Origin of the sequence: Roseovarius atlanticus, assembly GCF_019802205.1 — a bacterium.
In the GTDB taxonomy this organism is placed as follows: domain Bacteria; phylum Pseudomonadota; class Alphaproteobacteria; order Rhodobacterales; family Rhodobacteraceae; genus Roseovarius; species Roseovarius atlanticus_A.
Genome location: NZ_JAHVHQ010000004.1, coordinates 880283 through 902358, shown reverse-complemented (window position 1 = coordinate 902358; position 22076 = coordinate 880283). Strand labels below are relative to the sequence as shown.

Sequence of the window (22076 nt, the reverse complement as noted above, 5' to 3'; positions counted from 1 at the left end):
CATGGCAAAGATCACGCTCGACAACCTGGCGCACAGCTACCTCGCCAACCCGACCTCCGAGGACGACTTCGCCCTCAAGGAGCTCAACCACGACTGGACCGATGGCGAGGCCTACGCTCTCCTGGGCGCGTCCGGCTGCGGCAAGACCACGTTGCTCAACATCATCTCGGGGCTCCTGCAGCCCAGCCGGGGTCGCATCCTCTTCAACGATGTCGACGTCACGCATTCCCCCACGACCGAGCGCAACATCGCGCAGGTCTTCCAGTTCCCGGTCGTCTACGACACCATGACCGTGCGCGAGAACCTCGCCTTTCCGCTGAAAAACCGTGGCGCCGACAAGGCTTACGTGGCCCAGCGCGTGCAGGAAATCGCCACCATGATCGGGCTCGAGGACACGCTGAACCGCAAGGCGCGCGGGCTGACAGCGGACGCCAAGCAAAAGATCAGCCTGGGCCGGGGCATGGTCCGCGAGGACGTCAACGCGCTTCTCTTCGACGAGCCGCTCACCGTCATCGACCCGCACATGAAGTGGGAACTGCGCACGCAACTCAAGCAACTGCACCAACAGTTCGGCCACACCATGATCTACGTCACCCACGACCAGACCGAGGCGCTGACCTTCGCCGACAAGATCGTGGTCATGCATGACGGCCGCGTGGTGCAGATCGGCACGCCCGAGGACCTGTTCAACACCCCCGAACACACCTTCGTCGGCTACTTCATCGGCTCACCCGGCATGAACGTCATCCCCGCGAAAGTCGAAGGAAATCAGGCCTATATCAACGGCGCCGAACTCTCCCTCGCCAACACCTACGCCCCCCTCGAAGGCCGCGTCGAGCTTGGCGTCCGTCCCGAATTCGCCCGGCTTTCCGACAGCGAGGGCCTGCCCGTCAAGGTCCGCCGGATCGAGGACGTGGGCCGCCACAAGATCATCCGCGCCGACTGTTTCGGAACGCCGATCAACATCATCGCCGACGAAGCCGAGGAGGTCCGCGCCGACGCCACCCGCGTCGCTTTTGATCCCGCCCATGTCAACGTCTACGCCAACGACTGGCGCGTGACGCCCCAAGGGAGGGCCGCCTGATGTCCCAGAAAACCGCCGTCCCGGACCTGATCCGGGACCTCCCCGCCACCCAGCACACCGCCGTCCCGGGCCTGACCCGGGACCTCCCAGCCACCCAGCACACCGCCGTCCCGGACCTGATCCGGGACCTCCCCGCCACCCAGCACACCGCCGTCCCGGGCCTGACCCGGGACCTCCCAGCCACCCAGCACACCGCCGTCCCGGGCTTGACCCGGGACCTCCCCGCCACCCCTCCCACCGTCACCCTAAGTCCCGACCCGAGGACCTCCCGCCACAGAGATCATCCGGTCAAGCCGGATGAGGACGCCCGCTCCACAACCAACGAGGCCGCCTGATGGACAAGACCCCCAATCAAAAGGCCTGGTTCCTCGTCCTGCCGGTGCTGATCCTCGTGGCCTTCTCCGCCGTCATCCCCCTGATGACCGTGGTGAACTATTCCGTGCAGGACACCTTCGGGAACAACGAGTTCTTCTGGGCCGGCCTCGAATGGTTCGAGGAACTGCTCAATTCCGACCGCATGTGGGACGCGCTTGGCCGGCAGCTGATGTTCTCCGCCATCATCCTCGCCATCGAGGTGCCCCTGGGCATCCTCGTCGCCCTCAACATGCCCAAGCGCGGCGTCTGGGTGTCGGTCTGCCTTGTCCTCATGTCCCTGCCGCTCCTGATCCCGTGGAACGTGGTCGGCACCATCTGGCAGATCTTCAGCCGCGTGGATATCGGCCTTCTGGGCCACACGCTGGCGGCCCTGAACATCGATTACAACTACACGCAGGACCCCTATGCCGCCTGGGTCACCGTCGTGGTCATGGATGTCTGGCACTGGACCTCGCTCGTGGCGCTCCTGGCCTATGCCGGCCTGCAATCCATCCCGGACGCCTATTACCAGGCCGCCAAGATCGACCAGGCGTCGCGCTGGAAGGTGTTCCGCTATATCGAGCTGCCCAAGATGGCGGGCGTGCTGATGATCGCCGTGCTCCTGCGCTTCATGGACAGCTTCATGATCTATACCGAGCCCTTCGTCGTCACCGGCGGCGGCCCGGGCAGCACCACGACGTTCCTCAGCATCGACCTCGTCAAGATGGCCCTCGGCCAGTTCGACCTCGGCCCGGCGGCGGCCTTCTCGCTGATGTATTTCCTGGTGATCCTGCTGATCTCTTGGGTGTTCTATACCGTCATGGTCAATCTCGACAAACGGGGGACATGAGCCGATGCGCCCTGACAGATTTCTTCCCGTCATGCTCGGGCTCGACCCGGGGATCTCTCCCGTCAAGGAGATCCCGGGTCAGGCCCGGGATGACGCACCCCGAGGAGCGACCCGATGACCGACGCCACCACCGACCGGATCCCCGGCAAGCTCGCCCCAAGCGGGCGCAACCGCCGCACCCGCGCGCGCGTCAATACCCGCGCCATCGTGATGGGCCTCTACCTGGTCTTCCTGCTCTTGCCGATCTACTGGCTCCTGAACATGAGCCTGAAGACCAATTTCGAGATCCTCAACAGCTTCACGCTCTGGCCGCGCAACCTGACGCTGGAAAACTACGCCACCATCCTGACCGACCCGGCGTGGTACTCGGGCTATATCAACTCGCTCATCTACGTGGTGATGAACACCGTCATCTCGCTCGCCGTGGCCCTGCCCGCCGCCTACGCCTTTTCGCGCTACACGTTCCTGGGCGACAAGCACCTGTTCTTCTGGCTTCTGACCAACCGCATGGCGCCGCCTGCGGTCTTCGCCCTGCCCTTCTTCCAGCTCTACAGCTCCGTCGGCCTCTTCGACACCCACATCGCCGTGGCGCTGGCGCATTGCCTCTTCAACGTGCCGCTCGCCGTGTGGATCCTCGAGGGCTTCATGCGCGGCGTGCCCAAGGAAATCGACGAAACCGCTTACATCGACGGCTATTCCTTCCCGCGCTTCTTCGTGAAGATCTTCATGCCGCTCATCGCCTCCGGCATCGGCGTCGCAGCGTTCTTCTGCTTCATGTTCTCATGGGTCGAACTGCTGCTCTCCCGCACGCTCACCACGGTGGACGCCAAGCCCATCGCCGCCATCATGACCCGCACCCAAGGGGCGGCGGGCATCGACTGGGGCGTGCTGGCGGCGGCCGGTGTCCTGACCATCGTGCCCGGGGCGCTGGTGATCTATTTCGTCCGCAACTACATCGCCAAGGGCTTCGCCCTGGGGAGGGTGTGATGATGCTCCAACATAGCAGGATGGGCCGCGCCCGACCCTGGGAGGGCATGCGAAACATCCGTTCGGTGCGAAGCATCCACATTACGCGAAACATTACTTCAGAGCGAAACGACCGCAATGCGCCCTCCCGGGGGGAGGGTCGGGCGCGGCCCGTCCTGCGGCCGGGCAGACGAAACTCAGCCCCCACGCTAGAAATAGATTTTTGCCGAACCGACATCGCCAAGGGCTCCGCCCTGGGGAGGGTCTAGTGCAACGGATCGTTAACCATACTCCCGTCATCCTCGGGCCTGACCCGAGGATCTCTCCGAAGGAGCGCCTCGCCACATCCGAGGCCCCCCATGCCCAGGGACATGTACGTCTATATCGTGACGAACAAGCCGAACGGCACGCTCTATATCGGTGTGACAAACGACCTGCGGCGCAGGATCTGGCAACATCGCGGCCACATCATCCCGGGCTTCACCGACCGCTACAACCTGACACAGCTGGTCTGGTTCGAGCATCATGCAGAGCCCACCGAAGCGATCCGTCGCGAAAAGGCGCTGAAACGCTGGAAGCGCGCATGGAAGCTCGACCTCATTGCAGCCGCCAACCCCGGCTGGCGCGACCTGTGGGAGGATATCGCGGCGGATTGAAAACGGCGGCGTCACCTGAAACCCCACCCCCGTCATCCTCGGGCCCGCCCCGAGGGTCCTTGTCCCTCTCGCGCACTCCGTCATCCTCGGGCTCGACCCGAGGATCTCCACGGCCAGAGATCGTCCGGTCAAGCCGGACGATGACGCCCGCACCGCTGAAAGGAGCCGCATAATGGACTGGATGGCATGGACCTGGCCCACCGCCGCCTTCTTCGGCGTCATCGCCCTGCTCCTCGTAACCTTCACGATCCTCGCGCTGAAATTCCCCGAGACGCCCCGCACCGGCATCCTGCGCATCGAGACCACCCGCGGCGACCGGCTCTTCATCACGCTTCTGGGCAGCGCCTTCATCAATCTCGCGTGGCTTGGCCTTGTCGGCCAGAACCAGCCCTACGCGCTGATCGTCTGCGCGATCTATGCCGCGGCGGTATTCCGCTGGGTCTAGACGCGCGCCAACCCCCGGCGATCCGCCCCAGCGGGCCGCCACACGCAACCTGAGTTCAGAAAGACCAATGGGAGGAACCAAATGACCCTGAACCTGAAATCGACCACCGCGCTGGCGGCGGCCATTGCCCTCACGGGCAGTGCCGCATGGGCCGGCATGGAAGAGGCAATGGAGTTTCTCGAGACCGAAATCGCCGAAATGACCGCGCTTTCCCCCGAAGAGCAGGAAGCCGAGATGCAATGGTTCATCGACGCCGCCCAGCCCTTCGAGGGGATGGAGATCAAGGTCGTCTCCGAAACCATCACCACCCACGAATACGAAAGCCAGGTGCTCGCCCCGGCCTTCACCGCCATCACCGGGATCCAGGTCACCCATGACCTCATCGGCGAAGGCGACGTGGTCGAGAAACTGCAGACCCAGATGCAGTCGGGCGAAAACATCTACGACGCCTATGTCAACGACAGCGACCTGATCGGCACCCACTGGCGCTACCAGCAGGTGCGCAACCTGACCGACTGGATGGAAGGCGAAGGCGCCGACGTCACCAGCCCCAATCTCGACCTCGACGACTTCATCGGAACGCAGTTCACGACCGCACCCGACGGCAAGCTCTACCAGCTGCCCGACCAGCAGTTCGCGAACCTCTACTGGTTCCGCTACGACTGGTTCAACGACGACAAGAACAAGGCCGATTTCCAGGAGGAATACGGCTACGAGCTGGGCGTTCCGGTCAACTGGGCGGCCTACGAGGATATCGCCGAGTTCTTCACCGGCCGCGACCTCAGCCACATGGGCGTCGAGGGCGAGATCTTCGGCAACATGGACTACGGCAAGAAGGACCCGTCGCTCGGCTGGCGCTATACCGATGCGTGGATGTCCATGGCCGGAATGGGAGACGTGGGCGAGCCCAATGGTCTGCCGGTCGACGAATGGGGCATCCGGGTGAACGAGAATTCCCAGCCCGTCGGCTCCTGCGTCGCGCGCGGCGGAGCCACCAACGCGCCCGCGGCCGTCTATGCCGTGACCAAGGCGATCGAATGGCTGCAGAAATACTCGCCGCCCGCCGCCGCCGGCATGACCTTCTCCGAGGCCGGGCCGATCCCGGCGCAGGGCCAGATCGCCCAGCAGATGTTCATGTACACCACCTTCGTGCCGCCGCTGGTGGCCTCCGAGCAGGTGATGAACGAGGACGGCACGCCCAAGTGGCGCCTCGCCCCCTCGCCGCATGGCGTCTACTGGAAAGAGGGCCAGAAGGTCGGCTACCAGGACGTGGGCTCCTGGACGTTGATGAAATCCACCCCGACAGATCGCGCACAGGCCGCCTGGCTCTACGCGCAGTTCGTCACCTCGAAACTCGTGGACGTGAAGAAAAGCCATGTCGGCCTGACCTTCATCCGCGAATCCACCATCCAGCACGAAAGCTTCACCGAACGCGCCGACAAGCTGGGCGGCCTGGTGGACTTCTACCGCTCCCCCGCGCGCACCGCATGGTCGCCCACCGGCACCAACATCCCGGACTACCCGAAACTGGCCCAGCTCTGGTGGCAGAATATCGGTGACGCGATGTCCGGCGCCAAGACCCCGCAGGAGGCCCTGGACAGCCTCTGCGCGGACCAGGAGCGCGTGCTGGAACGGCTGGAGCGTGCCGGCGTGCAGGGCGATCTCGGCCCCGTGATGAACGAGGAGCAGGATCCGCAGACCTGGTACGACCAGGAAGGCGCACCCTATGCCAAGCTGGAAAACGAGGACGAGGAACCCAAGACCGTTTCCTATGACGAACTGGTCGCCAGCTGGCAGTAACGGCGGTCCCGGGCCGGGGAAATCCCCGGCCTACACCGTGAAATCACCGTAGGGCGGGGGTTTCCCCGCCCTCTTTTCCATCCCCGTCCCGGGCTTGACCCGGGACCTCTCCCCTTGGACACTCACACAACGCAGTTCAGGCAAGGCCCCGACATGACCCACATCCTCGCCATCGACCAGGGCACCACCTCCTCCCGCGCGATCCTCTTCGATGAAGGGCTCACCCCCGTCGCCACCGCGCAAGAGGAATTCACCCAGCACTTCCCGCAATCCGGCTGGGTCGAGCATGACGTGGACGATATCTGGGCCACCACCGCCGGCACCTGCCGCGCCGCCATCGAACGCGCGGGGCTCACTCCGTCTGACATCGCCGCCATCGGCATCACCAACCAGCGCGAAACGACCATCGTCTGGGACCGCGCCACCGGCAAGCCCGTCCATCGCGCCATCGTCTGGCAGGACCGGCGCACCGCCCAGACCTGCCGCGCCCTGCGCGACGCCGGTCACGAGGACATGATAACCGATCGCACCGGCCTCCTGCTCGACCCCTACTTCTCGGGCACGAAACTCGCCTGGATCCTCGACAATGTCGACGGCGCCCGGGCCAGGGCAGAGGCCGGAGACCTCCTCTTCGGCACCGTCGACTGCTACCTGATCTGGAAGCTGACTGGCGGCAAGACTCACGCCACCGACGCCACCAACGCCGCCCGCACGCTCCTTTACGACATCCGCAAGGGCCGGTGGAGCCAGACCATCTGCGACCTCCTGAACGTGCCCATCAACATGCTCCCCGAGGTGCGCGACTGCGCCGCCGACTACGGCACCACCCGCACCGACCTCTTCGGGCGCGAAATCCCCATCCTCGGCGTCGCGGGCGACCAGCAAGCGGCCACCGTCGGCCAGGCCTGCTTTGCCCCCGGCATGATGAAATCCACCTACGGCACCGGCTGCTTCGCCCTGCTCAATACCGGCGATGAACCCGTGCGCTCGCAGAACCGCCTGCTCACCACCATCGCCTACCAGCTTGACGGCAAGCCCACCTACGCGCTCGAAGGCTCGATCTTCATCGCCGGCGCGGTGGTCCAGTGGCTCCGCGACGGGCTCAAGATGATCCGCGAGGCGGGCGAAACCCACGCCTTGTCCGACCGCGCCGACCCCCACCAGAACGTCATCCTGGTGCCCGCCTTCACCGGCCTCGGCGCGCCTTACTGGCAGCCCGACTGCCGCGGCGCGATCTACGGCCTCACCCGCAATTCCGGCCCCGCCGAGTTCGCCCGCGCCGCGCTGGAAAGCGTCGGCTTCCAGACCCGCGACCTGCTGGAAGCCATGACCGCCGACTGGTCCTCGGACGAGGCCAAACAGGTCCTGCGCGTCGATGGCGGCATGTCCGCATCGGCCTGGGCGATGCAGTTCCTTGCCGACATCATCGGCGCCCCCGTGGACCGCCCCAAGGTGCAGGAAACCACCGCCCTCGGGGCCGCCTGGCTCGCCGGAATGCAGGCCGGGATCTGCCCCGACCAGGCCGGTTTCGCCGACGGCTGGGCGCTCGACCGGCGGTTCGAGCCCGCGATGGACGCCACCGCCCGAGACGACAAATACGCCGCCTGGAAACGCGCCGTCGAAGCCACGATGTCCGTATGATCGCACCCTTCGGCCTGACGGCCCCCGCCCGCATCCTCTTCGGCCGCGGCGAGTTCGCCAAGGCGGCCGATCTCGCCGCCTCCCTCGGCGCGCACGCCTTCGTCGTCCACGGTGCCACCCCGCGCCACGCGCAGGCGTTGCTTGACGCCCCCGGCCTGCAAACCACCGCCTTCGCCTGCCCCCGCGAACCCGACCTCGCCCTCTTGGAACAGGCGCTCGACACCGCCCGCCACGCGGGCGCCACCCACGTGGTCGCCATCGGCGGCGGCGCGGCCATCGACCTCGGCAAGGCCGTCGCTGGGCTTCTCAAGGCCACCACCACGCCTCTCGATCACCTCGAAGTCGTGGGCCGTGGCCAGCCGCTCACCACGCCGCCCGCCCCCTTCATGGCCATCCCCACCACCGCCGGCACCGGCGCCGAGGCCACGAAAAACGCCGTCATCGGCGTGCCCGACCATGCCCGCAAGGTCTCGCTCCGCGATCCGGCCATGCTGGCCGATATCGCCCTCGTCGACCCCGCGCTGACCGACGGCGCGCCCAAACCCGTCACCCTCGCCTCCGGCCTCGACGCCATCACCCAGGTGATCGAGCCCTACGTCTCCTCGCGCGCCAACCCGCTCACCGACGCGCTCTGCCGCGCCGCCATCCCGCGCGGCCTGCGCGCCCTGCGCAAACTGATGCAAGGCGAAGACGCGGACGCCCGCGACGACATGGCCTTCGTCAGCCTCACCGGCGGGCTGGCCCTCGCAAATGCCGGCCTCGGTGCCGTCCACGGCCTCGCCGGAGTCATCGGCGGTCGCGTCCCAACCGCCCCCCATGGCGCGGTCTGCGGCGCGCTCCTGCCCGCCACGCTCGCCGCCAACCTCGCGACCTTGCCACGCGACAGCCTGCACGCCCGCCGCATCGCCGAAATCCGCGTCAGCGCGTCCGAGGCGCTCGGCACCCCCGACATCGCCGCCTGGTCGCGCCGTCACGGCTTGCCGACCCTCGCGCAAATGGGCATCGCTCCCGCCGACCACGCCGCCATCGCGGCAGAGGCGCAATCCTCCAGCTCCATGGCCGCCAACCCGGTCGAACTTCCGACCGGGCTGCTGCAACGCATCCTCGCCGCCAGCTAAGGACGAAGACGCGGGCCACGATCAAGTGTCGCGCGGCGCTTCACGGGCAAGCCCGTGTCTCAGGTTCATCGCGCACCGCGTCAGAACATATCGCCCGGCTTTTTCTTGCCGAAAATACTCAAAACCCGACGCAAGCCAAAGGCACCGCCTCACGCCTCCCAGGTCACCCGCCCGCCACAGAGCGTCAGCACCGCCCGCGCCGACCCCAACTCGGACGGCTCCATCGCCTCCAGGTCATGCGACATCACCGCGATATCCGCCATGAACCCTTCCGCCAGCCGCCCCTTGCGATCCTCGGAAAACTCCACCCAGGCATTGCCCGCCGTGTAGCTCTCCAGCGCGTCCAGCAAGCCCTGCGACTGGTCCGGCCACCCCTCGCCCAGGTCCATCGGGTCTATTGCCGCCCGCACATTGGGCATCACGTCCACCGGCATCACCGGCCAGTCGGTGGAAAACACCATCCGCGCCGCGTGCTCCCGCTGCGCCCGCCAGGCATAGGCATAAGGCCACTGGTCCGGCCGCAGCACCTCGCGGATGCCATGCGGCGGAAAGAAATGCCCGAAGGCCGCGTGCCCCGGCTGGACCGAGGCGACCACGTCCAGCTCGCCCAGCCGCGGCAGGTCGTCGGGATGGATGATCTCGATATGCTCCATCCGGTGCCGCGCATCGCGCACGCCATTGGCCTCCCGCGCCGCGGCGTAGCCATCCAGCGTCCGCCGCACCGCCAGGTCCCCGATCGCATGGGTGGAAATCTGGAACCCCCGCGCATCCGCCGCCACGCAGGCCGCGTTGAACTGCTCGGGCGTGAACACCGCGTCGCCGTTGCTGTCGACGTCCGGATAGTTCTCCAGCATCAGCCCCGTGCGGCTTTCCATCACCCCGTCCATGAACATCTTCACCCGGTTGCACCACAGGTGGTCGCTGGCATACCGCGCCCGCATCTCCTCGGCCTCTTCCAGCCGGTTGATCGGATCGTGGCTCTTCATGTGAAACGGCACCTCCACGCGGCAGATCAGCCCGCCCTCGGCTTCCAGCTCCGCCAAGAGCTCCATCTGGTAGAAATTGCCGTCCATGTTGTGCAGCCCGGTGATCCCGTGGCTGGCGCAATGCTTCAGCCCGGCAATCAGCGCCGCCTTGTCCTTGGCCCGCTCCTCCGGCCCCGGCGTGGGCACCGGATCGGCCCCGGTCACCAGCCCCGCCATGTCGCGCCCGCCATTGCGCGTCAGGCCCAGGACGGGGGCATAGGCCGACGGCTCCAGCAGCTTGCCCGTCGCCGTCCCGTCCTCGGCCATGACGATCTCCGCGCCCGCCTCGACCGGCCCGCCATGCAGGATGCCGGCAAGCTCGAGCGCGGCGGTATTGGCCCAGATCGTGTGATGATCGCCGGCATAAAGCGCCAGGGGCCGGTCCGGCAGCACCCGGTCCAGGTCCTGCCGCGTGGTCTCGCGCCCCGGCCCCATCAGCTCGTAGGCCGCCTGCACCGCAAAGACCACCCGGTCGTCGGGGCAGTCGTCGGCATAGGCCCGCACTGCCTCGGCCACCGCCTCCTCTCCCTGTACGCCGTACAGGTCCAGGTATCCCATTTCCACCGACCCGGCGAAGAGATGCACGTGGCTGTCGATGAACCCCGGCAGCACCGTCGCGCCCCCGGCATCCACCTGCTTCGTGTCCGGCCCGGCCATGGCCCCGATCTCGGCGCTCGCGCCCACCGCCACGATCCGCCCCGAGGCCACCGCCACGGCCTCCGCCCTTGGCCGCTCGGGATCCATCGTCAGGACCTTTCCGTTCAGAATCACGATATCCGGTGCCATGCCTGCCTCCTCGTCATGTTTCGCGCATGGAAGCCGCAGCCGCCCGCGCCGTCAAGCTGGACAGCACGCCCGCCCTGCGCTTTCTTGAGCAAAGCCGCAATGCCGCCCGCCCATTCAACGAAAGCTGAAGCCGATGGCCATCAAGATCGACATGCTCCGCTGCTTTCTCACCGTGGCCGAGCGCGGCAACCTCGCCGACGCGGCCGAGGCCCTGGGCCGCACGCCCTCCGCCGTCTCCATGATGCTCCGCCAGCTCGAGGATCACATCGGCGCGCCCCTCTTCGAGGCCGGGCGCAAGTCCCGCCTCACCCGCCTGGGCGAACTCATCCGCGTCGAGGCGGGTCGCGAACTGACGCATTTCGACAGCACGATCGCCGCCATCGAGGGGCTGTCGCGCGCCGAGGCCGGCCATGTCCGCCTCGCCGTCACGCCCTCGGTGGCGCAAATGCTCATGCCCGCCATCCTGCACCGCTTCGCCCAAGACCACCCGCTGGTGCGCATCAACATGCGCGATACCGACAGCGCCGCCATCGGCCACGAACTTGCCACAGGCCGCGCCGATATCGCGCTGGCCTCCCTCGGCCCTCAGGCCGGGTTCGAGCGCGCATTGCTCTTTTCCGACCGCTTCGGCGTGGTCTGCCCCTCGGATCATCCCCTCGCCGCCGACTGGGAGGCCCTCACCTGGACCGACCTCGTGGATATTCCCTTCATCGCCAACGGCCTCTGCCACTATGTCAGCGATCCCGCTTTCCGCCCCATCCTCGACCGCGCCACGCTCAACGTCTCGGGCACCGCCGCCCTCCTCAGCCTCGTGCGCGCCGGCATGGGCGTCACGCTCCTGCCCGAACTCACCATGCAGGACTCGGGCGCCGACATCACCTTCCTGCCCCTCGTCGATGCCTCGATCCGGCGCGAGGTCTGGATGTTCACGCCGACGGAGTCCGGGATGACCCCCGCCACCGCCGCCCTCGCCCAAACCATCCGGGCGCAGGAAATCCCCCTGACCCACTAACTCGAAATTTCAGATTTACTGAAATTTCCTACAGAACTTTGCGTTTGCCTTGAAACGCTGCATTGGCAAGACTTCGCCAATCACTTTCCAGGGATGCGCAATGACCGAACTCAAGCTGAACTACATCGCGGGCCAGTGGGCCGAAGGGCCGTCCTCCATCGAGAACCGCAACCCCTCGGACCTCTCCGACCTTGTGGGCCACTTCACCCAGGCCAGCGTCGCGCAGCTGGACGAGGCCATCGCCGCCGCCCGCACCGCGCAAGCCGAATGGGCCACGTATGGCCTCGAACGCCGCCAGGCCGTGCTCATGGCCATCGGCACCGAACTCATGGCCCGCGCCGAGGACCTTGGCACGCTGCTCAGCCGCGAAGAGGGCAAACCCCTCGCCGAGGGCAAGGGCGAGGTCTACCGCGCCGGGCAGTTCTTCACCTATTATGCCCACGAGGTCCTGCGCCAGCTGGGCGAAAACGCCGACTCCGTCCGCCCCGGCGTCGAGGTCCACGTCCGCCGCGAACCCGTCGGCACCGTCGCCGTCATCAGCCCCTGGAACTTCCCCACCGCCACCGCCTCGTGGAAGATCGCGCCCGCGCTCGCCTACGGCAACGCCGTCATCTGGAAACCGGCCAACCTGACGCCCGCCTCCGCCGTGGCGCTCACCGAGATCATCGCGAAACAGGACATTCCCCCGGGCCTCTTCCAGCTTGTCATGGGACCCGGCGGCGAGGTCGGCCAGCGCCTCGTCGAGAGCCCCGACATCGACGCCATCTCCTTCACCGGCTCGGTCCCGGTGGGCCGTCACATCGCCGCCTCCGCGGTGGGCAATTTCACCCGCCTGCAAATGGAGATGGGCTCCAAGAACGCGCTCGCCGTGATGGACGACGCCGATCTCGACCTCGCCGTCACGCTGGCGCTCGGCGGCGCCTTCGGCGGCACCGGGCAGAAATGCACCGCCTCCTCGCGCCTCGTGGTCCACGCGGACATCCACGACGCCTTCGTCGAGAAACTCGTCGCCGGCGCCAGGGCCATGAAGGTCGGCCATGCGCTGGCCGAGGGCACGCAAATGGGTCCCGTCGTCTCCGAGAGCCAACTCAACGAGAACCTCGCCTATGTCGACAAAGGCCAATCCGAAGGCGCCGAGCTTGCCTGCGGCGGCACCCGCCTGACGCTCGACCACGACGGCCATTACATGTCTCCCGGCGTGTTTCTGAACACCACCAACGACATGGCCATCAACCGCGAGGAAATGTTCGCCCCGCTCACCTCCGTCATCAAGGTCGGCAGCTATGACGAGGCGCTCCACGTGGTCAACGACACCAATTTCGGCCTCACCTCCGGCATCGTGACCCGCAGCCTCGCCCGCGCCAGCCATTTCCGCCGCAACGCCCGCACCGGGGTCGTCACCGTCAACCTGCCCACCGCAGGCACGGATTACCACGTCCCCTTCGGCGGCCGCGGCGACAGCTCTTACGGACCCCGCGAACAGGGCATCCACGCCCGCGACTTCTACACCATCGTGAAAACAGCCTACATAGCAGCAGGCTCGCCGGAATGACGCACACCGCTGCCTCTTCCGATCACCGTCGCTCGGCACCGCCGAGCCGCGCCCGCCCCTCCCCACGGGCGGGCGCCCGGCCAACGTCCCGCGCAACACGGACCGCGCGCGCAATCCGGCCCTCTTGCGATACTCCAAGGTTGCAGCGCCCCCCAGGGGCGGCCTCGTCCCGGCGTGTGCTCCATCGCCGGGCCGTGCACGCCCCTGGGGGGGCGCCACCACGGTTCTTCAAAGCGCGGCGGCGTCCCTCTGCCGAACACCGCTTCGGCGCGCAACGGCGCCGATGCGCCCGCCCGTGGGGAGGGGCGGGCGCGGCCCGGCGATGCCGGGCACTTTCGTTCGAACCTTTTTAGAAGGGTCAACGCCATGACCTACCGCATCGACGGACTGCAATACGCCAACTGGTCGGAAAAGATCTTCCGCCAGATGCGGCAGGGCGGCCTCGATGCCGTCCACGTCACCGTCGCTTACCACGAGACCTTCCGCGAAACCGTCCTCAACGTCGAACGCTGGAACCGCTGGTTCGAACAATACCCCGACCTGATCATCAAGGGGCGGTGGGCGGGCGATGTGCGCACCGCGCACGAGACCGGCCGCACCGCCATCTTCTTCGGCTTCCAGAACCCCTCGCCCATCGAGGACGATATCGGCCTCGTCGAGGTCTGGCACGACCTCGGCGCGCGCTTCATGCAACTGACCTACAACAACCAAAGCCTCCTCGCCACGGGCTGCTACGAGGCCGAGGATGCGGGCCTCTCCCGCATGGGCCGCGAGGTCATCGCCGAGATGAACCGTGTCGGGCTGGTGGTGGACATGTCCCACTCCGCCGACCGCTCCACGATTGAAGCGGCGGACCACTCGCAGCGCCCCATCGCCATCACACACGCCAACCTGCACAGCTGGCAGCCCGCGCTGCGCAACAAGCGTGACGACGTGGTGCGCGCGGTCACCGAGAACGGCGGCATGATGGGCTTTTCGATGTACCCCCATCACCTCAAGGACAAGTCCGACTGCACCCTGCAAAGCTTCTGCGAGATGATCGCCATGGCCGCCGAGCGTTTCGGGCCAGAGCATTTCGGCATCGGTTCAGACCTCTGCCAGGACCAACCCGACAGCATCGTCGAATGGATGCGCACGGGCCGCTGGACCAAACAGATCGACTACGGCGAGGGCTCGGCCCAAAACCCCGGCTTCCCGCCACAACCCGACTGGTTCAAGGACAACACCGACTTCCCGAACCTCGCCGACGGCCTCAAACAGGTCGGCTTCGACGACACCGAGATCGCCGGCCTCATGGGCGGCAACTGGCTGCGCTTTTTCGACGAAAACTTCACCCCGGACCAACAAGAACCGGAGTCCTGAGGGCGCAAACCGCCCATCCATGGATATTCCACAGGGAGACCAGAATGTCCGACACCAGCCACACCCAAGACGCCCGGGCCGCACACGGCTCCGGCGGCACGCATCACATCAACAAACCCCTCTTCGCCATCACCGGCGGCTTCATCGCGCTGTTCTGCCTCGTGGCCCTCTACGACCTCGACCTGCTCTCCGGCATGGTCGATACCAGCTTCGCGGTCTCAGCGAAATATTTCGGCCTCTATTGGCAGCTCCTGCTGCTGGCGACCTTCCTCATCGGCCTCGTCCTGATCGTCCTGCCCGGCAGCAAGGCCCTGATGGGCAACCTCAGCACGCCCGAATTCCCCGTCTTCCAATGGGGCGCTATGATCATGTGCACGCTTCTGGCGGGCGGCGGCGTCTTCTGGGCGGCGGGCGAACCCATGGCCCACTTCCTGTCGACACCCCCCTATTTCGGCGCCGAAAGCGCCACGGCAGAGGTCGTCGCCCCGGCCCTCGCGCAAAGCTTCATGCACTGGGGTTTTCTCGCCTGGGCCATCCTCGGCGCGCTGACCACGGTGATGCTGATGCATTACCACTATGAAAAGGGCCTGCCCATGGCCCCGCGCACCCTGCTCTACCCGCTCTTCGGCGATGCCGCCATCAAGGGGCCCATCGGCCTCATCGCCGACGCGTCCTGCATCATCGCCGTGGTCGCGGGCACCGTCGGCCCCATCGGCTTTCTCGGGCTGCAGGTCAGTTACGGCCTCAACACCCTCTTCGGCCTCCCCGACACGTTCGGCACGCAAGCCGCCGTCATCCTCGGCCTCGTCGCGATCTATACCCTCTCGGCGGCCACCGGCCTGTCGAAAGGCATCCAGGTTCTCAGCCGCTTCAACGTGATCCTCGCAGCCCTCCTCCTGCTCTTCATTCTGGTCGCCGGCCCCACCGGCTTCATCTTCCAAAGCTTTTTCAGCGGCATGACCACCTACATCACCGATTTCTTCGGCATGGCGCTCTACCGGGGCAAGGCCGGCGTCTTCGGCGATCCCGGCTGGCTCGGCTGGTGGACCGTGTTCTTCTGGGGCTGGTTCCTGGGCTACGGCCCGCTCATGGCGATGTTCATCGCCCGCATCAGCCGGGGCCGCTCGATCCGCTCGATCGTCATCATGCTGTCGATTGTCGCCCCCATCGTGACCTGCTTCTGGTTCACCATCGTCGGCGGCACCGGCATCAACGCCGAACTCAACAACCAGGGCGCGATCTCGTCGGCCTTCGAAGGCTTCAACCTGCCCGCCGCGCTGCTGGCGATCACCCAGTCGCTGCCCGCGGGCTTTCTCGTCTCGATGCTCTTCCTGATCCTGACGACCGTCTTCGTGGCCACCACGGGCGACTCGATGACCTACGTGATCTCGGTCGCCATGTCGAACGAGGATATCCCCTCGCTGCCGGTCCGCATCTTCTGGGGCATCGCCATGGGCGTGATGGCCCTGATCCTGATCTACACCGGCTCAGGCGGCATCTCGAAACTGCAAAGCTTCATCGTCGTCACCGCCGTTCCGGTGTCGCTGGTGCTGCTGCCCTCGCTCTGGGACGCGCTGCGCATCACGCTCGCCAAGGGACGCGAGGCAAACTGACACCACCACCCGGGGCGGTCCTTGGACGGATCGCCCCCACGCCCCTATCATCGGCATTGAAGGAGCCGGCATGGACCAAGCGGCACAGCAAACGATCCAGCCCCGTGACCCCGACACGGTCATGACGCTGGCCCGTCTCGGCGCCGCGCACCAGACCCGGCTGTCCTTCATGCGCCAGCTGCTGCGCCGGCTGGTGCGCGACGACTGGACCATCACGCAGACCAGTTTCGACATCGACGCGGGCGGCGTCGGCCACGCCGTCTACACCGCGCAAGGCCCGGACCACGCCTATTCCCTCGTCGCCTTCGCCCATGACCTGCCGGCAGATCAACGCTCCGACCGCGTCATCGCCACCGCCTGGGACGCCACATTTACCCTCTTCGACGGCATCCCCACCAAGACCGACATCGCCCGCCTCCGCGACAACGTGCCGTTGCAGGAATCCGGCCGCATCTCCGACCGCGAGCTGTCGCTCTCCCGCGCCAACCGCTCGGTCCGCCTCTGGGATCACGTGGTGGGCGCCCTCAGCCAAGGCCACCAACCGGACGAAGAACAAGTCCGCGCCGTCGGCTACCTGATGCGCACCACGGCGGTCTACGGCTCGGGCAAGTTTGGCGCGGCGGATCGCGAACAGACCCGCCACCGCCCCGAATGCGCCGGGCCGTTCCAGATCGAGATGCTGTCCGTGTATCTCACCCGCTGCTTCGTCATGGACCTTGTCGAGCACATGGCCCGCGCCCGCGCGCCTAAAACCGCCGTGCCGCTCGACCCGGCCCTGCGCCGCCGCTTCGGCATCGGCAATTCCACCGGCCTCGGCATGGCGCCCTTCCTGGTGAACCACCCGGCGCTGCTCAACGCCTGGGTCGCCGCGCGGGAAGAGGCGCTGGCCCGCGTCCGCTCCCAACCCGCAGCGCCCGAGGCGACCGCGCAAGCCTTCCGCCGCTTCGCCGCCCGCGCGCAGGTTCACGCCGAGGGCTGGCACTCCGCCCACCCGATGCAGATCGAGAAGTGCAACGCCCTGCGCACCGACATGACCGCGCTAATGGCGCATCTGGACACCGCCGACCTCACCACCGACCACCCCTGGAACCGCCTGTGGCTCTGGGGCGAGGCGCACCTGTCGCTCGAAGGACAGGAACAGCTCGCCTCGCTGCTGCTCGAACCCTACGGCGATCTGGTCGATGACCTCACCCGCTGCATGGCCGCCGACGAACAGGCCAGCTTCCCCATCGACGGCACCATGTCCACGAACCGCCTCAAGGCCATCATCGAGGACGTCTACGCCTGGGCGCTCGGCCTCGATTGGACCGCCCCCGACGCACAGGCCCGCGTCTGGTACACCTCCCAGGCCAAGCTCGAACCCCGCCTCGGCGAACGCGCGCTGGAGCCGATCGAGCCCTACGAACAACCCCTCGGCCCCGGCCGCGACGCCGTGCTGGCCCATGCCGCGCTCAGGGACGCCCCCCAGGCCACCGTCGCCGAATTCCTGCTGGCCCACCCCCGGCATCGCCACATCGCCCGCCGCGCCCAGATCGCCGCCCGCCTGCCCTATGCCGAGATCCGCGACAACACGCTCTCCGCCGACATGCTGCCCGTCGACATGCTGCGGCTCAAGCTCAGCTTCTTCGGCGCCTGCCATTTCGACCCCCGCTCGGACCGCTGGCTCAGGATCAACATGTTCCAGCACGCCCCCTTCCCGCACGAACTGGCCGAAATGGGCGACGACTGGACCCTGCCGCCGCTGCCAGGGAGCGCGCAATGACGTGGTCCCTGAATGAAATCGAGGCGCTCTCGCGCAAGGCCACCCGCGGTGCCGGATACCCCTGGGGCCTGGCCGAGGAAGCCGGCCGCGCCGCCCGCTGGACCTGCGCGGCAGGCTGGCCGGGCGCGCTGGCCCTGGCCGATGTCCTGACCCGCAACGACGGCGTCCCCGCCAACACCCTCGGACCCCAAACCCTGGGCGAGACATGGACCACCTCCGCCGGCCTGCTCTGCCCCCTCGTCACCGGCGCCGCGCTCTGCGATCTGGCCGCCGACTGGGCCGCGGGCCGCAGCGTCACGCTCGGCCCCGGCGCCTGGCCGCTCCTTCTGGTCCCCTACATGGTCTGGGCCGCCGACCGCACCGGCGCGCCCCTGTCGCTCGACTGGCATGGCTGCACGATCACCCGGGCAGACGGCAAGACCCTTCTCGATGACCCCGGCGCCGCCCTCGACCGTGCCGAAACCGACACCGTGCATCTCTCCACCACCGAGGCCCGCGCCGGCACCGTCCTCACCCGGCTCTACCGGGCCACACCAATGCCACAGGCCGTTGCCATCCTCGACACCTTCGCCCAGCGCACCTATGCGCCGGAAACCGAGGCCAGCCGCCTCACGGGCGCCGGCGCCGGTCTCGTCGACAACGACTGACCGCCAGAAAATTCTGCGAATTTTCCCGGGTACCAGGCTGATCCATTGCGCCAAAGAAAATTCGCAGAATTTTCTCTCGGCGCCCCGCTCACCGGGCCGACACCCAATCCACCGACCACGCCAACGGATCGTCCGGCACCCGGCGTTCGGCCGCCGGCTGGTTGTCCTGGAACCACGCCATGTAAGCCATCGGCAGCGGTTCGATGCCTACATCCTCCAGGAAATGCCCACCATTGCCGAACGCCATGCGAAAGCCGCGCAGCATCCGCGCGCCGGCGCCCGACGGCCTCTGCAGATCCGGGTGGATGTATCGTGCCGACAACAGGTTCGGCAGGCCCTGCCGCGCGTAATCGCTTCGCGCGCGCTGGTCGCCCGAGACCATTCCCCGCGGTAGCACCGCGTATTGCACCGTCGCCCGGAAGGCAAAATCATCGTCCCGGAACGTCACCGGCATCATCCCCTGCCCGCCCGAGAAGTCCGCCGGCCCGATCGCCAGTTCCCGCACGTGGCCGTCGCCGCCCACGCGCGCCACCTCGAACCCGGTCAGAACCACCGTGTCGGTCGCGCGAACCCCGGGGAGGGTCAGCCTGCACTGCCCCCGGCATTCCCGCGCCTGCACCGTCCGGATCGGCACCCCCTCCGGCAAGGGCACCAGCCAGGCGAACCCGTCGATGTAATCGCCGCCATCGCCGTCCTCGAACGCGATATCGAACAGCTCGGCGCGTTGCAGCAGACGGAGCCGCTGCACCTTGTGTCCGCCGCGATTGTTGAACCGCCATCCCTGCAAGGCATAGGCCTGCCCGCGCCGCAGGCAGCCATCCGGCTGGTCGCGGCTGGCAAAGGACACCCGCCCCTGAAGCGCGCGATGCGAGAAGGTCGCGCGGCCCGTGGATGCTTCCATGTAGATACGGCAGGCCGGCGCCACCGCCTGGGCCGCCCGGCAGGCCGCATGGCTGCACGGCGCATCCTGCGCTTGGGCGCGCCCGGCGACTAGGCTGCCGAGGATCAGCACGGTCAGCGCCGCGATGTGAAATCGGTGGGGGAGTGTCATCGGAAATACCTCTCTGAAACCAGGCCGGCGATCCGCCGCGACCCCTGACGGGGACGGACGCGACTCGCCTGCCTGAATGGGTCGGGCCGCCCGGAAGAAAGGTTCATAAAGGGATCACATCACCGGCCGGCGCGTTCATCCGCGCCTTTCCGTCTCACCGCACCGACGCGATACCACTCGGATACCGACGCGATACCGACGTCGATTTTGCGATGATCAGATCGTTAACCTTTTGCGCTTCAGCCCGCCTCGGCGAGCCGCGCCACGTAGCGCGCCAGCGTGTCGATCTCCAGGTTCACCCGATCGCCCACCGCCACCCGGCCCCACGTGGTGACCTGCTTGGTATGCGGGATGAAGTTGATGCCGAAGACCGCGCCCTCGACCTCGTTCACCGTCAGCGAAGTGCCGTTCAGCGCCACGGACCCCTTGGGCGCGATGAACCTGGCCAGCGCCTCGGGAGCCCGCAATTTCACCCGCGTGCTGTCGCCTTCATCCTCGACGCCAACGACCTCGGCCAGCCCGTCCACATGGCCCGAAACGATATGTCCGCCCAGTTCATCTCCGACGCGTAAGGACCTCTCCAGATTGACTTTTCTGCCATCGCTCCACGTGTCGAGGTTGGTCTTCGACAGCGTCTCGGCGGACACGTCCACGTCGAACCAGTCCGGCCCCTTGTCCACCACCGTCAGGCACACGCCGTCGCACGCGATCGAGGCCCCCATGTCGACGCCCGACATGTCATAGCCGGTGCCGATCCGCGCCCGCAGATCGCCGCGCTTTTCCAGCCCGCGTATCTCGCCCATATCCGTGATGATCCCGGTGAACATGGCTGTCTCCTTCTGGTCCGCTTCCGACCTACCGGGCCAGCCCGTCCAAGGCAAGAACCGGCCCAGCGTCCCGGGCCTTAATTTCGTCTAAATACTGGTCTATTAAGGTCGAAAATATTAAACGCAGTCATGCGTGACAGAGGCAGAAGGGCATGAGTTCAGCAACCGGCGACACCCGGGTCTTCTTGTTTTTGCAAGGTCCCCACGGCCCTTTCTTTTCCAAACTCGGGCAGATGCTGCGCCGCGCCGGGGCCGAGGTCTGGCGCGTGGGCTTCAACGCCGGCGACGCGGCCTTCTGGCGCGACCGCCACAGCTACATTCCCTTTACCGGAACGGCCGACGAATGGCGCGGCTTCTTCCGGGCGCTGGTCCGCGACAGGGACGTCACCGACCTCGTGCTTTACGGCGATACCCGCATGATCCACGCCCAGGCGGTCGAGGAGGCCCGGCAGGCGGGCCTGACCATCCATGTCTTCGAAGAAGGCTATCTGCGCCCCTATTGGGTCACGTATGAGCGTGGCGGCTCCAACGGCCATTCGCGCCTGATGGAGATGGGCGTGGACGACATGCGCAAGGCGCTGGAAAATTCCGACATGGACACCGCCCTGCCCCCCGCGTCGTGGGGCGACATGCGCCAGCACATCTTCTACGGGGCCGCCTATCACGGCTGCGTGCTGCTGTTCAATCGCAAGTACCGCAACTTTCGCCCCCACCGGGCCCTGACCGTGCGCCAGGAATTCGCCCTTTATCTCAAGCGCTTGGTCCTGATGCCGTTTCAGGCCATCGACCGCCGCCTCGCCACATGGCGCATCCGCCACGGCGGTTTTCCCTATCACCTGGCCTTGCTGCAACTGGAACATGACTCCTCGTTCCAGAAACACTCGCCCTTCGACACGATGACCGAGTTCCTCGAAACGGTGACCGAGAATTTCGCCATGGGCGCGCCCAAGCACCACCATCTCGTGGTCAAGGCCCACCCGCTCGAGGATGGCCGCACGCCCATTCGCGCCACCCTGCGCCGGCTGGCGCGCGAGCACGGCATATTCGACCGGGTGCATTACGTGCGCGGCGGCAAACTCGCGCGCCTGCTGAACGAGGCCCGCAGCGCCGTCACCGTCAATTCCACCGCCGCGCAACAGGTGCTCTGGCGCGGAATTCCGCTCAAGACCTTCGGCGAAGCGGTCTATGCCAAGCCCGAATTCGTCTCGACCAAGCCGCTGCGCGATTTCTTCGCCGGGGCAGAACGGCCCGACCGCAAGGCCTATGGCGACTACCGCCGTTACCTGCTTGAAACCAGCCAGGTCGCGGGCGGGTTCTATTCCTCCAGCGGCCGCCGGCAATTGCTGCGACAGGCGGTGGACATGATGCTCAGTCCCGACGATCCCTATGATGCGCTTCTGACCGGCACCGCGGCACCAAGGCAACAGTTGCAGGCCGTCACCTGAAGGTCTGTCTGTAAGGCACTGGATTTTCTGACCGCTTCACGCTACGGTCCCTGAAAAAACCGAGGCAGAAAAACAGGTCG

19 protein-coding genes are annotated in these 22076 nt (G+C 66.8%); 16 read left to right on the top strand and 3 right to left on the bottom strand.

The features are described 5' to 3' along the window. Position 1: 1 nt before the first annotated feature. From KUV49_RS20995 to KUV49_RS20955, 9 genes are all read left to right on the top strand, one after another. Positions 2 to 1084, top strand: coding sequence for an ABC transporter ATP-binding protein (locus tag KUV49_RS20995; protein WP_222452830.1), 1083 nt, complete (start codon positions 2 to 4; stop codon positions 1082 to 1084). Beyond that, on the top strand, positions 1084 to 1419 hold the full coding sequence (locus KUV49_RS20990; protein WP_222452829.1) for a hypothetical protein: 336 nt from the start codon (positions 1084 to 1086) through the stop codon (positions 1417 to 1419). Before KUV49_RS20995 ends, KUV49_RS20990 begins: the two co-directional genes overlap by 1 nt. Next, positions 1419 to 2288 carry a carbohydrate ABC transporter permease gene (locus KUV49_RS20985; protein WP_222452828.1) on the top strand — a complete coding sequence of 290 codons (870 nt, stop codon included), beginning with the start codon at positions 1419 to 1421 and terminating at the stop codon, positions 2286 to 2288. Before KUV49_RS20990 ends, KUV49_RS20985 begins: the two co-directional genes overlap by 1 nt. A 114-nt stretch (positions 2289 to 2402) precedes the next feature. Then, a complete protein-coding gene (locus KUV49_RS20980) occupies positions 2403 to 3275 on the top strand; it encodes a carbohydrate ABC transporter permease (protein WP_261391645.1) in 873 nt (290 codons plus the stop codon). 338 nt (positions 3276 to 3613) lie between these two features. Then, the gene (locus KUV49_RS20975) at positions 3614 to 3910 is read left to right on the top strand and encodes a GIY-YIG nuclease family protein (RefSeq protein WP_222452827.1); all 297 of its coding nucleotides are present in this window, start codon (positions 3614 to 3616) and stop codon (positions 3908 to 3910) included. Between the two features lie 172 nt (positions 3911 to 4082). After that, entirely contained in the window at positions 4083 to 4355 is a 273-nt protein-coding gene (locus KUV49_RS20970) for a DUF2160 domain-containing protein (RefSeq protein WP_222452826.1), read from the top strand. An 81-nt stretch (positions 4356 to 4436) separates the two neighbouring features. After that, on the top strand, positions 4437 to 6155 hold the full coding sequence (locus KUV49_RS20965) for an extracellular solute-binding protein (protein WP_222452825.1): 1719 nt from the start codon (positions 4437 to 4439) through the stop codon (positions 6153 to 6155). Positions 6156 to 6308: 153 nt separating this feature from the next. Then, entirely contained in the window at positions 6309 to 7796 is a 1488-nt protein-coding gene (gene glpK, locus KUV49_RS20960) for a glycerol kinase GlpK (RefSeq protein WP_222452824.1), read from the top strand. Beyond that, positions 7796 to 8914, top strand: coding sequence for an iron-containing alcohol dehydrogenase (locus tag KUV49_RS20955; RefSeq protein ID WP_222452953.1), 1119 nt, complete (start codon positions 7796 to 7798; stop codon positions 8912 to 8914). Before glpK ends, KUV49_RS20955 begins: the two co-directional genes overlap by 1 nt. A 149-nt stretch (positions 8915 to 9063) precedes the next feature. Here KUV49_RS20955 and KUV49_RS20950 read toward each other — a convergent pair whose 3' ends face one another. Continuing rightward, positions 9064 to 10725, bottom strand: coding sequence for an amidohydrolase (locus tag KUV49_RS20950; RefSeq protein WP_222452823.1), 1662 nt, complete (start codon positions 10723 to 10725; stop codon positions 9064 to 9066). Between the two features lie 133 nt (positions 10726 to 10858). On the opposite strand from KUV49_RS20950, the gene KUV49_RS20945 reads away from it, so the two are divergent. The 6 genes from KUV49_RS20945 (at position 10859) to KUV49_RS20920 (ending at position 18673) form a co-directional block, all read left to right on the top strand. Beyond that, entirely contained in the window at positions 10859 to 11737 is an 879-nt protein-coding gene (locus KUV49_RS20945) for a LysR family transcriptional regulator (protein ID WP_222452822.1), read from the top strand. Positions 11738 to 11837: 100 nt separating this feature from the next. Beyond that, the gene (locus tag KUV49_RS20940) at positions 11838 to 13289 is read left to right on the top strand and encodes an aldehyde dehydrogenase family protein (RefSeq protein ID WP_222452821.1); all 1452 of its coding nucleotides are present in this window, start codon (positions 11838 to 11840) and stop codon (positions 13287 to 13289) included. Positions 13290 to 13655: 366 nt separating this feature from the next. Then, complete coding sequence (locus tag KUV49_RS20935; protein ID WP_222452820.1) at positions 13656 to 14651, top strand: membrane dipeptidase; 996 nt, start codon at positions 13656 to 13658, stop codon at positions 14649 to 14651. 44 nt (positions 14652 to 14695) lie between these two features. After that, a complete protein-coding gene (locus KUV49_RS20930; protein WP_222452819.1) occupies positions 14696 to 16264 on the top strand; it encodes a BCCT family transporter in 1569 nt (522 codons plus the stop codon). Positions 16265 to 16334: 70 nt separating this feature from the next. Next, complete coding sequence (locus KUV49_RS20925; RefSeq protein WP_222452818.1) at positions 16335 to 18026, top strand: hypothetical protein; 1692 nt, start codon at positions 16335 to 16337, stop codon at positions 18024 to 18026. Continuing rightward, the gene (locus KUV49_RS20920) at positions 18023 to 18673 is read left to right on the top strand and encodes a DUF3726 domain-containing protein (RefSeq protein ID WP_222452817.1); all 651 of its coding nucleotides are present in this window, start codon (positions 18023 to 18025) and stop codon (positions 18671 to 18673) included. The genes KUV49_RS20925 and KUV49_RS20920 overlap by 4 nt, the downstream gene beginning before the upstream one ends. Positions 18674 to 18761: 88 nt before the next feature. Here the strand turns inward: KUV49_RS20920 and KUV49_RS20915 are convergent, their stop codons facing one another. Both KUV49_RS20915 and KUV49_RS20910 read right to left on the bottom strand, forming a co-directional pair. After that, positions 18762 to 19724 carry a hypothetical protein gene (locus tag KUV49_RS20915; RefSeq protein ID WP_222452816.1) on the bottom strand — a complete coding sequence of 321 codons (963 nt, stop codon included), beginning with the start codon at positions 19722 to 19724 and terminating at the stop codon, positions 18762 to 18764. 239 nt (positions 19725 to 19963) lie between these two features. Further along, positions 19964 to 20551 carry a riboflavin synthase gene (locus KUV49_RS20910; protein ID WP_222452815.1) on the bottom strand — a complete coding sequence of 196 codons (588 nt, stop codon included), beginning with the start codon at positions 20549 to 20551 and terminating at the stop codon, positions 19964 to 19966. Positions 20552 to 20703: 152 nt separating this feature from the next. On the opposite strand from KUV49_RS20910, the gene KUV49_RS20905 reads away from it, so the two are divergent. Then, positions 20704 to 21996: a capsule biosynthesis protein gene (locus tag KUV49_RS20905; protein ID WP_222452814.1), complete on the top strand. Its 1293-nt coding sequence runs from the start codon at positions 20704 to 20706 to the stop codon at positions 21994 to 21996. Positions 21997 to 22076: the final 80 nt, after the last annotated feature.

Excerpts from the sequence above, each read along its gene's own strand:
- KUV49_RS20925 (WP_222452818.1), top strand. The coding sequence starts at position 16,335 with ATGGACCAAGCGGCACAGCAAACGATCCAGCCCCGTGACCCCGACACG.
- KUV49_RS20980 (WP_261391645.1), top strand. The coding sequence starts at position 2,403 with ATGACCGACGCCACCACCGACCGGATCCCCGGCAAGCTCGCCCCAAGC.
- KUV49_RS20995 (WP_222452830.1), top strand. The coding sequence starts at position 2 with ATGGCAAAGATCACGCTCGACAACCTGGCGCACAGCTACCTCGCCAAC.
- KUV49_RS20910 (WP_222452815.1), bottom strand. The coding sequence starts at position 20,551 with ATGTTCACCGGGATCATCACGGATATGGGCGAGATACGCGGGCTGGAA.
- KUV49_RS20965 (WP_222452825.1), top strand. The coding sequence starts at position 4,437 with ATGACCCTGAACCTGAAATCGACCACCGCGCTGGCGGCGGCCATTGCC.
- glpK (WP_222452824.1), top strand. The coding sequence starts at position 6,309 with ATGACCCACATCCTCGCCATCGACCAGGGCACCACCTCCTCCCGCGCG.
- KUV49_RS20915 (WP_222452816.1), bottom strand. The coding sequence starts at position 19,724 with ATGACACTCCCCCACCGATTTCACATCGCGGCGCTGACCGTGCTGATC.
- KUV49_RS20990 (WP_222452829.1), top strand. The coding sequence starts at position 1,084 with ATGTCCCAGAAAACCGCCGTCCCGGACCTGATCCGGGACCTCCCCGCC.
- KUV49_RS20975 (WP_222452827.1), top strand. The coding sequence starts at position 3,614 with ATGCCCAGGGACATGTACGTCTATATCGTGACGAACAAGCCGAACGGC.
- KUV49_RS20905 (WP_222452814.1), top strand. The coding sequence starts at position 20,704 with ATGAGTTCAGCAACCGGCGACACCCGGGTCTTCTTGTTTTTGCAAGGT.
- KUV49_RS20950 (WP_222452823.1), bottom strand. The coding sequence starts at position 10,725 with ATGGCACCGGATATCGTGATTCTGAACGGAAAGGTCCTGACGATGGAT.
- KUV49_RS20970 (WP_222452826.1), top strand. The coding sequence starts at position 4,083 with ATGGACTGGATGGCATGGACCTGGCCCACCGCCGCCTTCTTCGGCGTC.
- KUV49_RS20985 (WP_222452828.1), top strand. The coding sequence starts at position 1,419 with ATGGACAAGACCCCCAATCAAAAGGCCTGGTTCCTCGTCCTGCCGGTG.
- KUV49_RS20935 (WP_222452820.1), top strand. The coding sequence starts at position 13,656 with ATGACCTACCGCATCGACGGACTGCAATACGCCAACTGGTCGGAAAAG.
- KUV49_RS20930 (WP_222452819.1), top strand. The coding sequence starts at position 14,696 with ATGTCCGACACCAGCCACACCCAAGACGCCCGGGCCGCACACGGCTCC.
- KUV49_RS20920 (WP_222452817.1), top strand. The coding sequence starts at position 18,023 with ATGACGTGGTCCCTGAATGAAATCGAGGCGCTCTCGCGCAAGGCCACC.
- KUV49_RS20940 (WP_222452821.1), top strand. The coding sequence starts at position 11,838 with ATGACCGAACTCAAGCTGAACTACATCGCGGGCCAGTGGGCCGAAGGG.
- KUV49_RS20945 (WP_222452822.1), top strand. The coding sequence starts at position 10,859 with ATGGCCATCAAGATCGACATGCTCCGCTGCTTTCTCACCGTGGCCGAG.